This is a genomic window from Pseudomonas sp. LS-2 (assembly GCF_003605735.1).
Taxonomy (GTDB): Bacteria; Pseudomonadota; Gammaproteobacteria; order Pseudomonadales; family Pseudomonadaceae; genus Aquipseudomonas.
The window spans coordinates 94,823-110,284 of sequence record NZ_QXTJ01000015.1; the positions used below are offsets into that span (position 1 = coordinate 94,823).

Here is a 15,462-nt window from a genome sequence, read left to right on the forward strand (position 1 = left end):
CGGATCCCCATCATCCGTTCCGACAGGCCAACACCGGGCTGTTTTTGTTTCCCAGGCTGAAACGCAAATCCCCTGTAGAAGCACGGCTTGCCGGCGGTGGCGTATTCAAGATCGCTGCCGCCGGCGAGCCGGACTGCTACAGGGGACGTAGTGGATAGCGATTACTTCCTGCGCAAAATCACGCTGCCAATCGAATACCCCGCCCCGAACGAACTCAATACGCCCAGCGCGCCGCTCGGCAAATCGTCCTGGTATTTGTGGAAGGCAATGACCGAGCCCGCCGAGCTGGTGTTCGCGTAGCTGTCGAGAATGACCGGGGCTTCCTCGACGCTGGCATCACGACCCAGCAGTTTCTTGACGATCAGGTGGTTCATGCTCAGGTTGGCCTGATGCAACCAGAAGCGCTTCACGTCACCGACGTTGAGGCTGTTCTCCTGCAGGTGCGTGCCCACCAGCTCCGCCACCATCGGGCAGACGTCACGGAACACCTTGCGGCCTTCCTGCACGAACAACTTGTCCGGCGTGCCCTCGCCCTCTTCGGCGGTGCGGTTGAGGAAGCCGAAGTTGTTGCGGATGTTGTTGGAGAAAGTGGTCAGCAGTTTGGTACTGACAACGTCGAACTGATGCTCGGAGGTCGCCAGATCGGCACGTTCGACCACGACCGCCGTGGCCGCGTCACCGAAGATGAAATGGCTGTCGCGGTCACGGAAGTTCAGGTGCGCGGTGCAGATTTCCGGGCTGATCACCAACAGCGCGCGGGCCTGGCCCAGCTTGATGCTGTTGTAGGCGGTCTGGATGCCAAAGGTGGCCGAGGAGCAGGCGACGTTCATGTCGAAACCGAAACCCTGAACGCCCAGCGCCGACTGGATTTCGATGGAGATCGCCGGATAGGCGCGTTGCAGGTTGGAACAGGCGACGATCACGCCGTCGATGTCGGCGGCGGTCTTGCCGGCGCGCTGCAAGGCCTGTTCAGCGGCGGCAACGCCCATCTGGCAGAGGATCGACCATTCGTCATTGGAGCGCTCGGGAAGGCGCGGCTTCATGCGTTGTGGGTCGAGGATGCCGTCCTTGTCCATGACGAAGCGGCTCTTGATGCCGCTGGCTTTCTCGATGAACGCTGCGCTGGATTCAGTCAGCGCCTGAACCTGGCCTGCCTCGATGGCGGCGGCGTTCTCGGCGTTGAATTGCGCGACGTAGGTGTTGAAAGAATGCACCAGTTCATCGTTGGAAATGCTGTTGGCGGGGGTGTAGAGCCCTGTGCCACTGATCACGACGTCGTACACGGTCGTTCCTCTCTTATTGACGGCAGCAGGTCAAGGGACCTGCGTAAGCACGGTGCTGGCTGTTTTCTGGAACGACAGTACCAATGCAACGATAAAGTTTCCCGTAGGCGGGAATGGACCTTGGTAAAACTTTTGATGTTTTAGCCGCGAAGTTTGCCATATCGGCCGGGATTTGGCGCTATCGGGCTGCTGGAATGCAGTCGCCTGAGGGTTAGCGGGCCGATGCTGAAGGCAATTAAGACTTCTCAACCCTCCACCTGACTCCACTGCTTGCTCAGACGCTTGTCGGAGATTGGCACCTTGGTCCCCAACTGCTGGGCAAACAGCGACACGCGGTACTCCTCCAGCCACCAGCGATACGTCATCAACTCGTCGTCGCGCTTGCCTTCCTGGGCATGTTTGTCGGCGCGGGTCTGGTATTGCGCCCACAGATTGCTCAGTTCGATGCTCCAGACCCGGTCTTTCTGCACCTGACTGCCAAGCTTTTCAAGACGCAGTTCGATGGCTTTCAGATAACGCGGTAACTCCTTGAGCCACTGCGCGGGCGTTTCCCGCACGAAGCCCGGATACACCAGTTTGCCCAACTGCGCCTTGATGTCGTTCAGCGCCACGGCCTGAGCCAGATCGATCTTGCCTTTGAAGCGCTTTTGCAGGCCATGCCAGAGCTTGAGAATTTCCAGCGTCAGCTTCGCCAGGCGCTCGGCATGCTCTGTCAGGCTGCCGCGCTTGCGCTCAGCCAGCGACATCAAGCCCGCGCCATCGCGAGGCAGCGTGGCTTCGCCGTCGAGAATGCAGGTGTCCAGGCTCGCCAGCAGAATGTCTTCGATCAGCGCATCGACCCGGCCCATGTCGCGATACAGCAACGCCAGCTCGGTCTGACCTGGCAGTTTGTTGCGCAAGAACTTCGCAGGCTCGGCCAGTTGTTGCAGCAACAGACGCTGCAAGGCGCGGCGATGCTGATACTCGGCTTCGGTCTGGGTCGAGAAGCGCCCTTCCTTGACCGTACCGCCCTCTTCCACCAACGCCGGATACACCGTCATCGACAGCCCGGCAATCTTCTGTTGAGTCTTTTCCGCCACCGCAGCAAAGCCCCTGGCTTCCACCGGTTGCTGGCTCTTCGCCGATTGAGGCACGGCCAGCGCAGCCTGCCCGGCTTCGGCGAACCGCGCGGTCAGTTCATCCAGATCGCGACCTTCACCCAGAAACTTGCCGTTGGCATCGACTACTTCAAGGTTCATCTTCAGGTGGTTTTCCACCTGCTGTGCGGCTTCCGCCCAGGCTTCCTCGGATACCCGCGCCCCGGTCATGCGCAGCAATTCGCGACCCAGAGCCTCAGGCAGTGAACCTTCGGCAAACACCATGCGCTGCAAGGCTGCCTTGACGAAGTCCGGCACCGGCACGAAGTTCTTGCGCAGTGCCTTGGGGAGACTGCGCACCAGGGCCACGCATTTGGTTTCCAGAAGCCCCGGAACCAGCCATTCCAGACGCTCCGCGGGCAACGACAGCAACAGCGGCGCGGGCACGCGCAACGTCACGCCGTCGCGCGGGTGATTGGGCTCGAAGTGATAGGTCAGCGGCAGCGTCAGATCACCCAGACGCAGCGTGTCCGGGTACTGATTGGCCGTCACCTCGCTGGCTTCACGGGCGAGCACGTCTTCCTCGCGCATGATCAGCAGTTGCGGATTCTTCTGGCTCTCCATCCGATACCAGGCATCGAAGGTCGCGGTCTGGTGAATGTCGGCGGGCAAGCGCTCGTCGTAGAAACGGAACAGCGTCTCCTCGTCAGCCAGAATGTCGCGACGACGGGCCTTGGCTTCCAGTTCGTCGAGCTGTTCAAGCAACCTGGTGTTGGCGCTCAGGCACTTGGCTCGGGACTGAATTTCGCCGCGCACCAGGCCTTCCCGGATGAAGAATTCGCGAGAGACAACAGGATCGATCGGCCCGAAATGCACAGGACGACGCCCGACCACGATCAGGCCGAACAGCGTGATCTGCTCGAAGGCGACGACCTGGCCGCGCTTCTTCTCCCAATGCGGCTCGAAGTGGTTTTTCTTGACCAGATGCCCAGCCAGCGGCTCGATCCAGTCGGGCTCGATCTTGGCGACCATGCGCGCATACAGCTTGGTGGTCTCGACCAGTTCGGCAGCCATGATCCACTGCGGGCGTTTTCTGCCCAGGCCAGAAGACGGATGCACCCAGAAACGTCGCTGACGCGCACCGAGGTAATCGCCTTCTTCGGTCTTCTGGCCGATCTGGCTGAGCAGGCCGGACAGCACCGCCTTGTGAAATTTCGGGAAGTCGGCAGGCTCTTTATTGACCGTCAATTGCAGGTCACGGCAGATCAGGCTCAACTGGCGATGGGAATCACGCCACTCGCGCAGACGCAGGTAGTTGAGGAAGTTGCGACGGCACCAGTTGCGCAGCGGGCTGGCCGTCAGCGCCTGGCGTTGCTCCTCGAAACCGCGCCACAGATTGACCAGGCCGGCGAAATCGGAGTCCTGATCCTTCCATTGTGCGTGGGCCTGATCGGCGGCCTGTTGGCGCTCCGGCGGACGCTCGCGCGGGTCCTGAATCGACATGGCGCTGGCGACGATCAGCACTTCCTGCAAGCTGCCCTGTTTGGCAGCCTCGAGCAGCATGCGGCCCATGCGCGGATCCACGGGCAGGCGCGCGAGTTGGCGACCCAAGGGAGTCAGCTGGTTCTCGCGATTGACCGCCGACAGCTCTTGCAACAGGTTGAAGCCGTCGCTGATGGCCTTGCCATCCGGCGGCTCGATGAACGGGAAATCAGTGATCTGACCCAGGCGCAGATGCAGCATCTGCAAAATGACGGCGGCAAGGTTGGTGCGCAGGATTTCCGGATCGGTGAATTCAGGGCGCGAGAGGAAATCCTCTTCGCTGTAGAGACGCACACAGAGGCCCGGTTCGACCCGGCCACATCGGCCTTTTCGCTGATTGGCGCTGGCCTGGGAAATCGCTTCGATGGGCAGGCGCTGGACCTTGGCCCGATAGCTGTAGCGGCTGATGCGCGCAGTGCCGGTGTCGATCACGTAGCGAATGCCCGGCACGGTCAGCGAGGTCTCGGCGACGTTGGTCGCCAGCACCACGCGACGGCCCGGATGCGACTGGAAAATCCGCTGCTGTTCGGCAGGCGACAGGCGTGCGTACAGGGGCAGGATTTCGGTGTGTTTGAGCTGGGCCTTGCGCAGCATTTCGGCGGCGTCGCGAATCTCGCGCTCGCCCGGTAAGAACACCAGCACATCGCCCGGCGATTTGCGTTCGTTGCGTTCTAAAGCGGCCAGTTCATCGAGGGTGGCGAGAATCGCCTGGTCGACGGTCAGGTCATCCTCGACACTGTTGCCTTCTTCATCTTGCTCAGAGGTCAGGGGGCGATACCAGGTGTCCACCGGGAAGGTACGGCCCGAGACCTCGATGATCGGCGCCTTGTCGAAGTGCTCGGAGAAGCGTTCCAGGTCGATGGTCGCCGAGGTAATGATGACTTTCAGGTCCGGGCGACGGGGCAGCAGGGTTTTCAGGTAACCGAGCAGGAAGTCGATGTTCAGGCTGCGTTCGTGGGCTTCGTCGACGATGATGGTGTCATAGCGTTCGAGAAAACGGTCGTGCTGGGTTTCGGCCAGCAGGATACCGTCGGTCATCAGCTTGATCAGGGTGTTGCTGTCGCTCTGATCCTCGAAGCGCACTTGATAGCCGACCAGCCCGCCCAGCGGCGTGCCGATTTCTTCAGCGACGCGACTGCCGACGCTGCGCGCGGCAATTCGACGGGGCTGAGTGTGGCCGATCAGGCCGTGCTGACCACGCCCGATCTCCAGGCAGATTTTGGGCAACTGGGTGGTTTTACCCGAGCCGGTTTCGCCCGCGATGATCAGCACCTGATGCTTGAGCAGCGCGTCCTTGATCTCGTCGCGCTTGGCGGCGATGGGCAGGTTTTCGTCATAGCGGATGGTCGGCACGCTTTGCTTGCGGCTTACGACCTGCGCGCACGACGCCTGGACACGCTCGACCCACTGAGCCAGCTTCGCCTCGTCGGGCTTCTTGCGCAGTTCGTGCAACTGGCGACGCAGGCGATGACGATCACTGATCATCGCGTGGTCGAGGTTCTTATACAGTTGGTCGATGGAGGTCGATTCGTCGGTCATCAGGGCGCGAAGTCTTTTCTATCTGAATTCAGGGCGCGGATTGTCGCAGATTTGGTGGGGGTCATGCATATCTGCGGATGTACGCCCCTCCCCTGTAGCAGCACGGCTTGCCGGCGGTAGCGTCCGCAACATGGCCACCGCCGGCAAGCCGGACTGCCACAGAGGGGCCTTGGCTCGTGGAACAACAAACCCCGCACTCGGGCGGGGTTCGTCGGTCTTGCGGCTGTATTACGCCGGTTTCTTCAGCGCCAGCTTCTTGAGCTCTTCGTCACGCAATTCGCGGCGCAGGATCTTGCCAACGTTGGTGGTGGGCAGCGCATCGCGGAATTCCACGCTGCGCGGCACTTTGTAAGCGGTAACGTTGGCACGCATGTGCTCCATGACCAGCTCTTTGGTCAGGGTCACGCCAGGTTTGACGACCACGAAAATCTTGATCGCCTCGCCCGACTTGTCGTCCGGCACGCCGATGGCCGCGCACTGCAGCACGCCGGGCAAGGTCGCCAGCACGTCTTCCAGCTCGTTCGGGTACACGTTGAAGCCGGACACCAGAATCATGTCCTTCTTGCGGTCGACGATGCGCATGTAGCCGTCCGGCTGAATCACCGCGATGTCGCCGGTCTTCAACCAGCCTTCGGCATCGAGCATTTCATCGGTGGCTTCCTGACGCTGCCAGTACCCTTTCATGACCTGCGGGCCTTTGACACACAGCTCGCCGGCTTCGCCGAACGGCAGTTCTTCGCCAGCATCGTTGATCGTCTTGCACAGCGTCGATGGCACGGGAATGCCGATGGTGCCCATCTGGATACTCTGGATCGGGTTGACCGTGGCCACGGGGCTGGTTTCGGTCATACCGTAGCCTTCACAGATCGAACAGCCGGTGACGTCCTTCCAGCGCTCGGCGGCCGCCTGCTGCAATGCCATGCCGCCGGACAGGGTCACTTTCAGCGCGGAAAAATCCAGGTTGCGGAAGTCGGCGTTGTTGCACAGCGCAACGAACAGCGTATTCAGGCCGACGAAGCCGCTGAACTTCCACTTCGACAGTTCCTTGACCATCGCCGACAGGTCGCGCGGGTTGCTGATCAGGATGTTGTGGTTGCCGATCAGCATCATCGACATGCAGTGAAAGGTGAATGCGTAGATGTGGTAGAGCGGCAATGGCGTGATCAGGATCTCGCAACCTTCGTTGAGGTTGGAACCCATCAGCGCCTTGCATTGCAGCATGTTGGCGATCAGGTTGCGATGGGTCAGCATTGCGCCCTTGGCAACCCCCGTGGTGCCGCCGGTGTATTGCAGGACCGCGACGTCGCTGCCTTTTGGCGAAACCTCATTGACCGCCTGACCATGCCCCTTGGCAAGCACGTCGTTGAACTTGACGGCCTTGGGCAGGTGGAACGGCGGGACCATTTTCTTCACATACTTGATGACGCTGTTGACCAGCAGACGCTTGAGCGGCGGCAGCAGGTCGGCGACCTCGGTGACAATGACGTGCTTGACGCCGGTCTTGGGCACGACCTTTTCGGCCAGGTGCGCCATGTTCGCCAGGCACACCAGCGCCTTGGCACCGGAATCGTTGAATTGGTGTTCCATTTCCCGCGCGGTGTACAGCGGGTTGGTGTTGACCACGATCAAACCGGCGCGAATGGCACCAAACACGGCGACCGGATATTGCAGCACGTTGGGCAGCTGTACGGCGATGCGGTCGCCCGGTTGCAGGTCGGTATGCTGCTGAAGGTAGGCGGCGAACGCGCCGGACAGCTCATACATCTCACCATAGGTGAGTGTCTTGCCCAGATTGCTGAAAGCAGGTTTATTGGCGAAACGCTCGCAGGACTGTTTCAATACCGCCTGGACGTTTGGGTACTGGTCCGGGTCGATATCGGCAGCGATACCAGACGGATATTTATCCTTCCAGAAGTTTTCTATCATGGAAGCCGACTCCTCAGCGACAGCGTTTCTACACACCGCTTGATGCGATGATTTCTTGTGTTTGGAATGTTTGTAGCAACCGCTTTCTGCGTATCGACTGGACAAAAAGCGGGCCGAGCGTAGCAGCTTTGTCTGAGGCCGACCAGAGGCAAAGTAGGCCCCTACAGTCATAACAATGACTCTTGAATATTTAACAGTCACATTTAGAGCAATGAACCTAAATGTCGAAAAAGCACAAAGAAAAACGGCGTGTTCTTCAACACGCCGTTTCTGTTTTATAGCCGCTTTATGCGATGTCGCGAAGCTCTCGTCTGAGGATCTTGCCCACGGGGGTCATTGGCAACGACTCACGCAGCACGATCTGTTTGGGAATCTTGTAACCGGTAAAGTTCTCTTTGCAATAAGCCTTGAGCTCTTCGCAGGTCAGGCTTGAATCCCTCGGCACCACGAACAGCTTCACCGCCTCCCCCGAACGCTCGTCCGGCACACCGATCACCGCGCAGTTGGCGACTTTCGGGTGACGCGAAACCACGTCCTCGATTTCGTTGGGATACACGTTGAAGCCCGAGACGATAATCAGATCTTTCTTACGGTCGACGATGCGAATGAAACCGTCCGGATCGATCACCGCGATGTCACCCGTCTTAAGCCAGCCCTCGCTGTCCAGTACCTCGGCGGTCGCGTCCGGGCGATGCCAGTATCCGAGCATGATCTGCGGTCCTTTCAGACACAGCTCGCCGCGCTCGCCAACGGGCAATTCGACGCCCTCGTCATCGATCACTTTGGCCGTGGTACCTGGCACCGGCATGCCGACCGTGCCCAGTTTCGACTGGTTCCCATAGGGGTTGGCCGTGGCGACCGGCGAGGTTTCGGTAAGGCCGTAACCCTCCACGATCGGACAACCTGTGAGCTGCAGCCAGCGCTCGGCGGTGGACTTGACCAATGCCGTGCCACCGGAGTTGGTCAGGCGCAGGCTGGAGAAATCCAGGGTCTTGAAGTCAGGATGGTCCATCAACGCCACGAACAGCGTGTTCAGACCAAGCATCGCCGAGAACTTCCACTTCTTGAGCTCCTTGATGAAGCCGCCGATGTCACGCGGATTGGTGATCAACAGGTTGTGATTGCCGCTGACCATCATGCACATGCAATTACAGGTGAAGGCATAGATGTGATACATCGGCAGTGGCGCGACCATGATCTCGCTGCCCTGCTTGAAGATCGGCAGCCCGTCGGGGCCATGCTGCAACATGCAGGCGTACACCTGCTGCATGTTCGCCACCAGATTGCCGTGAGTCAGCATCGCCCCCTTCGGCGAGCCAGTGGTGCCGCCGGTGTATTGCAGAACGGCGATGTCTTCCAGATCCAGTTGCACCCGCTGCAGATGATCGCCACGGCCCAGTTTGAGCACACTTTTGAAGGAGACGGCCTGGGGCAGGTCGTACTCGGGGACCATCTTCTTGACCTTCTCTACGACGGTGTTGATCAACCAGCCCTTGGCCGCCGACTGCATGTCACCCATCTTCACTTCGATGAGGTACTGGATGTCGGTGTCAGGGAGCACTTCCTGGACGTTCTTGCCGAACACGTTCAGATAGACCAGCGCCCGGGCGCCGGAGTCCTTGAACTGGTGACGCATTTCACGGGCGGTATAAAGAGGGTTGGTATTGACCACGATCAGCCCGGCGCGCATGGCACCGAAGACGGCAATAGGGTACTGGATCAGGTTGGGCATCTGTACGGCGATGCGGTCGCCGGGCTTGAGCTCGGTCTGCTGTTGCAGGTAGCCGGCGAACGCCGCCGATTGCCGTTCAAGCTCGGCGTAACTCAGGGTCACGCCCATGTTGCTGTAGGCCGGACGGTCCGCGTACTTCTTGCAACTGCGCTCGAACACCTCCACCACTGACTTGTAAGCGTGCAGATCCACCTCAGAGAGGACGCCTGCCGGGCGTTTGTCGTTCCAGAAATCAGGTTGCATGTTCTTTTTATCCTCTTACCTGAGAGTACTGGCCCTGCGCTGAAAGCAGGTGCTTGCCGGACGTTAGCAGCTGCCACCAGGAAGGCAAATCGTCATCAACGACGTGAATCTTGCGGGTGGTGGGGCCGCCATCTGACTAGCGCTATACACTGCAATCAGGCGACCCTCAGAGCGCTATTTCAAGACAATTCTTTACAAGGCCAGGGAAACGCCATGAAACACGATGCTTTTTGGCTGGACACCCGTGATCACACCTCTGTGTACGTCAATGCCTGGACACCGGCGACCAGCCCCAGAGCCGTGGTGATGCTGTCCCATGGCATGGCTGAACACAGCGGCCGCTACGACCGGCTGGGCGCGGCACTGACCCAGGCGGGCCTGGCGTTGTATGCCCATGATCAGCGGGGCCACGGCCAAACCGCAGCCGATGGCGTGCTGGGCCACTACGCCGACAAGGACGGCTGGAACAAGGTCGTGAGTGACCTGGAAACGCTTCGCACGGCAATTGGAAAGCGTCATCCGGGCATTCCGGTGTTCCTGCTAGGCCACAGCATGGGCAGCTATGTCGCCCAGGCCTACCTCCTCAACCACAGCGCAAGCGTTCAAGGCGCGGTGCTCAGCGGTTCTAACTTTCAACCGGCTACGCTCTATCGCGCAGCCGCTGTCGTGGCCCGAATGGAACGCTGGCGCCAGGGAGCCACAGGCCGCAGCGCACTGATCGAGTTCCTCTCGTTCGGCTCGTTCAACAATAGATTCAAACCCGTGCGCACGCCCTTCGACTGGCTCAGCCGCGATCCCGAAGAAGTCGACGCGTACGTCAACGATCCGCTCTGCGGTTTTCGTTGCACCAATCAGTTCTGGCTGGACATGCTCGGCGGATTGCAGGAAATCAGCAGGACGTCCAGCCTGGCGCGGATCGACAAGGACCTGCCAATCCTCATCATGGGCGGCGAATGTGATCCGGTGAGTGAAGGCAAACGTCTCAAGGATCTGGCCGACGCTCTGACCGGTACCGATCATCACGCTGTCAGCCTGAAGATCTACCCCGAGGCGCGGCATGAAATCCTCAATGAAACCAACCGCGAGGAGGTCACCCGTGATTTACTCGCCTGGCTCGACCAGGCTCTGGCCGAACCCAGACCCCGTCGCAGCGAGTAACGGTCAGGATTTCCGCTCTTTATTCATCTTTTCATTTTCATGTCACAGGACCGCAACATGACCCAAGTCACCAACACGCCATACGAAGCCCTTGAAGTCGGCCAGACCGCCAGCTACAGCAAGACAGTGGAAGAACGTCACATTCAGCTGTTCGCCGAAATGTCCGGCGACCGCAACCCGGTCCACCTGGATGCCGAATTTGCAGCCAAAAGCATGTTCAAGGATCGTATTGCGCACGGCATGTTCAGTGGCGCGCTGATCAGCGCCGCCGTAGCCTGCGAGCTGCCTGGCCCGGGCACTATCTATCTGGGTCAGCAAATGAGCTTCCAGAAGCCGGTGAAAATCGGCGATACCTTGACCGTGCGCCTGGAGATTCTGGAAAAGCTGCCGAAATTCCGCGTGCGCATCGCCACCCGCGTGTTCAACCAAAACGACGAACTGGTGGTGGACGGCGAGGCGGAGATTCTTGCTCCGCGCAAGGAACAGACCGTAAATCTGACCGAGCTGCCGCCGATCACCGTGGGCTGATCAGCCTGATCGGACACTGTAGAGGCCGGCTTCGCTGGCCTTTGCAGCCATCATTCAGACACTTGACCAAATCGCAGACACAAAAAAAGCGACCCTAAGGTCGCTCTTTTTGTCGTTACGAGGAGTTCAAGGGCCTCGTAACTCAATATGGCGCAGCGGACGGGACTCGAACCCGCGACCCCCGGCGTGACAGGCCGGTATTCTAACCGACTGAACTACCGCTGCGCGTAACACATGAAACGAATGGTGGGTGATGACGGGATCGAACCGCCGACATTCTGCTTGTAAGGCAGACGCTCTCCCAGCTGAGCTAATCACCCTTCGCTTCGGTGTGGCGCGCATTCTACGGAGCGACCCTACCTCTGGCAAGCACTTTTTCAAATATTTTTTATATTCCCACCAAAGGCTTACGTCAGGGTTGGCCGCAGGGTCGCGGCAGCGAATAATGCCCCCCTTTGTATAAAGGAGAGACGTACCCCATGTGGTTCAAAAACCTGCTTGTCTATCGCCTGACCCAGGACCTGCCATTTGATGCCGAGGCGCTGGAAACCGCATTGGCGACCAAGCCTGCACGCGCTTGTGCCAGTCAGGAGTTGACCACTTACGGTTTCATCGCCCCGTTCGGCAAGGGTGAAGACGCGCCGCTGGTGCATGTCAGCGGCGACTTCATGCTGATTTCGGCGCGCAAGGAAGAGCGCATCCTGCCGGGCAGCGTGGTCAACGATGCATTGAAAGAGAAAGTCGAAGAGATTGAGACCGAGCAGATGCGCAAGGTCTATAAAAAGGAACGCGATCAGCTCAAGGATGAAATCATCCAGGCCTTCCTGCCGCGCGCCTTTATCCGCCGTTCGATGACCTTCGCGGCCATCGCCCCCAAGCAAGGCGTCATTCTGGTCAACGCTTCGAGCCCCAAGCGCGCCGAAGACCTGCTGTCGACCCTGCGTGAAGTGGTCGGCTCGCTGCCGGTACGTCCGGTCACCGTGAAAACCGCACCGACCGCCGTCATGACCGAATGGGTCAAGACCGGCCAGACTGCCGATAACTTCTTTGTTCTGGACGAATGCGAACTGCGCGACACCCACGAAGACGGCGGCATCGTGAAGTGCAAGCGTCAGGACCTGACCAGCGATGAGATCCAGTTGCACCTGAGCACCGGTAAAGTCGTCACTCAACTGTCGCTGGCCTGGCAGGACAAACTGTCCTTCGTGCTGGACGACAAATTGGGCGTCAAGCGCCTGAAGTTTGAAGACCTGCTGCAGGACCAGGCGGAACAGGACGGTGGCGACGATGCGCTGGGCCAGCAAGACGCCAGCTTCACCCTGATGATGCTGACCTTCGGCGAATTCCTGCCGGAACTGTTCGAAGCACTGGGTGGCGAAGAGATTCCGCAGGGTATCTGACTCCCTCTCGGAACCTGTGGGAGCCGGCTTGCTGGCTCCCACAGTATTGTTCCTGGTTCCAACAAATAATAAGGAGCAAGCCATGCGTGCCCTGGCTGCATTGAGTCGTTTTGTCGGCAACACCTTCGCGTATTGGGTGCTGCTGTTCGCCGTGCTGGCGTTCCTGTTCCCGAGCTGGTTCATCAGTTTGAAAACCCTGATCGTCCCGCTGCTGGGGCTGGTCATGTTCGGCATGGGTCTGACCCTCAAGCTTGAAGACTTTTCCGAAGTCGTGCGCCATCCGTGGCGCGTGGCTCTGGGCGTGGTCGCGCATTTCGTGATCATGCCGGGCGTGGCCTGGCTGTTGTGCCAGGCTTTTCATCTGCCACCGGAAATCGCCGTCGGTGTGATTCTGGTCGGTTGCTGCCCGAGCGGCACCTCGTCCAACGTCATGACCTGGCTGGCGAAGGGCGACCTGGCGCTGTCGGTGGCCATCGCTGCCGTCACCACCCTGCTCGCCCCGCTGCTGACCCCGGCGTTGATCTGGCTGTTGGCCTCGGCCTGGCTGCCGGTGTCCTTCATGGAAATGTTCTGGTCGATCCTGCAACTGGTGATGTTGCCGATCGTCTTAGGTGTCGTTGCGCAACGCCTGCTCGGCGCCAATGTGCAGTTCGCGGTTGACGTACTGCCGCTGATTTCGGTGGTGAGTATCGTGATGATCGTCTGCGCCGTGGTCGCGGCCAGCCAAGCGAAGATCGCCGAATCGGGCCTGCTGATCATGGCCGTGGTGATTCTGCACAACAGCTTCGGTTTCCTGCTGGGTTACTTCACCGGCAAGCTGTTCAAACTGCCATTGGCCCAGCGCAAGTCGCTGTCGCTGGAAGTCGGCATGCAGAACTCCGGCCTCGGCGCCGCCCTGGCCAGCGCCCACTTCTCGCCACTGGCGGCGGTGCCGAGCGCGCTGTTCAGCGTCTGGCACAACATCTCGGGCGCGCTGCTTTCGACGTACTTCAGGAAGATGGAGCCGGATGTGGTGGTGACCGAAGACAAGCCGGTGGTGGGTTAAGCGATCCTTGGCTCACTATAAGTTCCTGTAGCAGTCCGGCCGGACTGCTACAGGACAGCGTATGTCGGCGAGCTCACCGCCTAACGCACCCCACCACGCAACTCGGCCACCCTCTCACGCACCAACGCCGGTTCCGATTCCTTCCCCGCCAACGCAGGCCCCGCCACCAGGGTCACGCGCGACCATAACCTGCGAAACACGCCCTTATCCGGATCGCGGCTAAAGAAGCTGCCCCACAATCCTTGCAGCGCCAGCGGAACCACCGGTACGTCGGTTTCTTCCAACACGCGGGTCATGCCACCTTTGAACGCGTCGATTTCGCCCGTGGTGGTCAATTTGCCTTCCGGGAAGATGCACACCAGTTCGCCTTCCTTCAGGTACTCGGCGATGCGCTTGAAAGCCTGATCGTAGGTCTGCAAATCTTCGTTGCGCCCGGCAATCGGAATCGCGCCCGCAGTGCGGAAAATGAAATTGAGCACCGGCAGGTTGAAGATCTTGTAGTACATGACGAAACGGATCGGCCTGCGCACGGAGCCTGCGATCAGCAGTGCGTCGACGAACGACACATGGTTGCAGACCAGCAGGGCCGCCCCTTCCTCAGGAATCTGCTCGAGGTTGCGATGCTCCACGCGGTACATGGAATGGCTGAGCAGCCAGATCATGAAACGCATGGTGAATTCCGGAACGATCTTGAAGATGTAGGTATTGACCGCAATGTTCATCAACGAGACGACGAGGAAGAACTGCGGAATCGAGATCTTCACAACGCTCAGAAAGATGATCGAGACGATTGCCGAGACCACCATGAACAATGCGTTGAGGATGTTGTTCGAGGCGATGACCCGGGAGCGCTCCTTCTCCGGCGTGCGCGACTGGATCAGCGCGTACAGCGGCACAATATAGAAGCCGCCGAAAATACCGATGCCGAGAATGTCGAAAAGCACCCACCACGCCTGGCCATGGCCCAGCACCGCGAGCCAGTCATTGGCCTGAACGTTCTGCGGGAATCCACCGGAGTGCCACCACAACAACAGGCCAAATACCGTCAGGCCCATCGAACCGAACGGCACCAGACCGATTTCCACTTTGCGCCCCGACAGCCGCTCGCAAAGCATGGAGCCGGCGGCGATGCCGATGGAGAACACCGTGAGGATCAGGGTAACGACGGTTTCATCGCCGTAGAGAAATTCCTTGGCGTATGCGGGAATCTGCGTCAGGTAGATCGCACCGACGAACCAGAACCACGAGTTGCCGACGATCGAGCGCGAGACCGCTTTGGTCTGCCCCAGGCCCAGTTTCAGGGTGGCCCAGGATTCGCTGAAGATGTTCCAGTTCAGGCGCATTTCCGGGCTCGCGGCGGCAGCCGGGGGAATGCCCCGGCTGGCGAGATAACCCAGACACGCCACCAGCACCATCGCAGTGGACACAATGGGCGCGTAATGCGTGGCGGACATCATGATCCCGGCGCCGATGGTTCCGGCCAGGATCGCCAGAAAGGTCCCCATTTCCACCAGCCCGTTGCCGCCCACCAGTTCGTTTTCATGCAGGTGCTGCGGCAGGATCGAATACTTCACCGGCCCGAACAGCGCCGAATGCGTGCCCATGGCGAACAGCGCGGCCAGCATCAGTGAAAGGTGATCGAACAGAAACCCCACGGCGCCAACCACCATAATGGCGATTTCCAGCACCTTGATCATGCGGATCAGTTTGTCCTTGGGGTACTTCTCGCCGAACTGCCCGGCCAATGCCGAAAAAAGAAAGAACGGCAGAATGAACAGCAACGCGCACAGGTTGACGTAGATCGACCGGTCACCGTCGATGGTGAGCTTGTAGAGAATGGCCAGGATCAGCGATTGCTTGAAAATGTTGTCGTTGAAGGCCCCAAGGGACTGCGTGACGAAAAACGGCAGGAAACGCCGTTTGCCCAACAGCGTGAATTGCGACTGACTCATCGTCCATGGTCCTGAGTGGCGCCGGGATCGGCTTTTGA

Annotated in this window: 9 protein-coding genes and 2 tRNA genes; 4 read left to right on the forward strand and 7 right to left on the reverse strand. The window is 59.7% G+C overall.

The genetic code is table 11. The annotated features are described in order from the left end of the window. Positions 1-161: 161 nt before the first annotated feature. The 4 genes from D3M70_RS08600 to fadD2 all read right to left on the reverse strand — a co-directional run bounded on the left by D3M70_RS08600 (position 162) and on the right by fadD2 (position 9,341). A complete protein-coding gene (locus D3M70_RS08600) occupies positions 162-1,283 on the reverse strand; it encodes a beta-ketoacyl-ACP synthase III (protein WP_120125358.1) in 1,122 nt (373 codons plus the stop codon). Between the two features lie 245 nt (positions 1,284-1,528). Then, entirely contained in the window at positions 1,529-5,440 is a 3,912-nt protein-coding gene (gene hrpA, locus D3M70_RS08605) for an ATP-dependent RNA helicase HrpA (RefSeq protein WP_120125359.1), read from the reverse strand. 228 nt (positions 5,441-5,668) lie between these two features. Further along, the gene (gene fadD1, locus D3M70_RS08610; protein ID WP_120125360.1) at positions 5,669-7,366 is read right to left on the reverse strand and encodes a long-chain-fatty-acid--CoA ligase FadD1; all 1,698 of its coding nucleotides are present in this window, start codon (positions 7,364-7,366) and stop codon (positions 5,669-5,671) included. Positions 7,367-7,652: 286 nt separating this feature from the next. Next, a complete protein-coding gene (gene fadD2 / locus D3M70_RS08615; protein WP_120125361.1) occupies positions 7,653-9,341 on the reverse strand; it encodes a long-chain-fatty-acid--CoA ligase FadD2 in 1,689 nt (562 codons plus the stop codon). A gap of 213 nt (positions 9,342-9,554) precedes the next feature. On the opposite strand from fadD2, the gene D3M70_RS08620 reads away from it, so the two are divergent. Both D3M70_RS08620 and D3M70_RS08625 read left to right on the forward strand, forming a co-directional pair. Beyond that, positions 9,555-10,499, forward strand: coding sequence for an alpha/beta hydrolase (locus D3M70_RS08620; protein ID WP_120125362.1), 945 nt, complete (start codon positions 9,555-9,557; stop codon positions 10,497-10,499). A gap of 57 nt (positions 10,500-10,556) precedes the next feature. Then, positions 10,557-11,027 carry a MaoC family dehydratase gene (locus tag D3M70_RS08625; protein ID WP_120125729.1) on the forward strand — a complete coding sequence of 157 codons (471 nt, stop codon included), beginning with the start codon at positions 10,557-10,559 and terminating at the stop codon, positions 11,025-11,027. Positions 11,028-11,175: 148 nt separating this feature from the next. On the opposite strand, the gene D3M70_RS08630 is transcribed toward D3M70_RS08625, so the two are convergent. Together D3M70_RS08630 and D3M70_RS08635 are read right to left on the reverse strand one after the other, a co-directional pair. Then, positions 11,176-11,252, reverse strand: a tRNA-Asp gene (locus D3M70_RS08630). Positions 11,253-11,271: 19 nt separating this feature from the next. Continuing rightward, positions 11,272-11,347: transfer RNA gene (locus D3M70_RS08635), tRNA-Val, on the reverse strand. Between the two features lie 159 nt (positions 11,348-11,506). On the opposite strand from D3M70_RS08635, the gene rdgC reads away from it, so the two are divergent. Beyond that, on the forward strand, positions 11,507-12,427 hold the full coding sequence (gene rdgC / locus D3M70_RS08640) for a recombination-associated protein RdgC (RefSeq protein ID WP_081567712.1): 921 nt from the start codon (positions 11,507-11,509) through the stop codon (positions 12,425-12,427). Positions 12,428-12,509: 82 nt separating this feature from the next. Further along, entirely contained in the window at positions 12,510-13,472 is a 963-nt protein-coding gene (locus tag D3M70_RS08645) for a bile acid:sodium symporter family protein (RefSeq protein ID WP_120125363.1), read from the forward strand. Positions 13,473-13,552: 80 nt separating this feature from the next. Here the strand turns inward: D3M70_RS08645 and D3M70_RS08650 are convergent, their stop codons facing one another. Next, positions 13,553-15,424 (reverse strand): MFS transporter, encoded by a 1,872-nt coding sequence (locus D3M70_RS08650; protein ID WP_120125364.1) that lies wholly within the window; start codon positions 15,422-15,424, stop codon positions 13,553-13,555. Positions 15,425-15,462 lie beyond the last annotated feature (38 nt).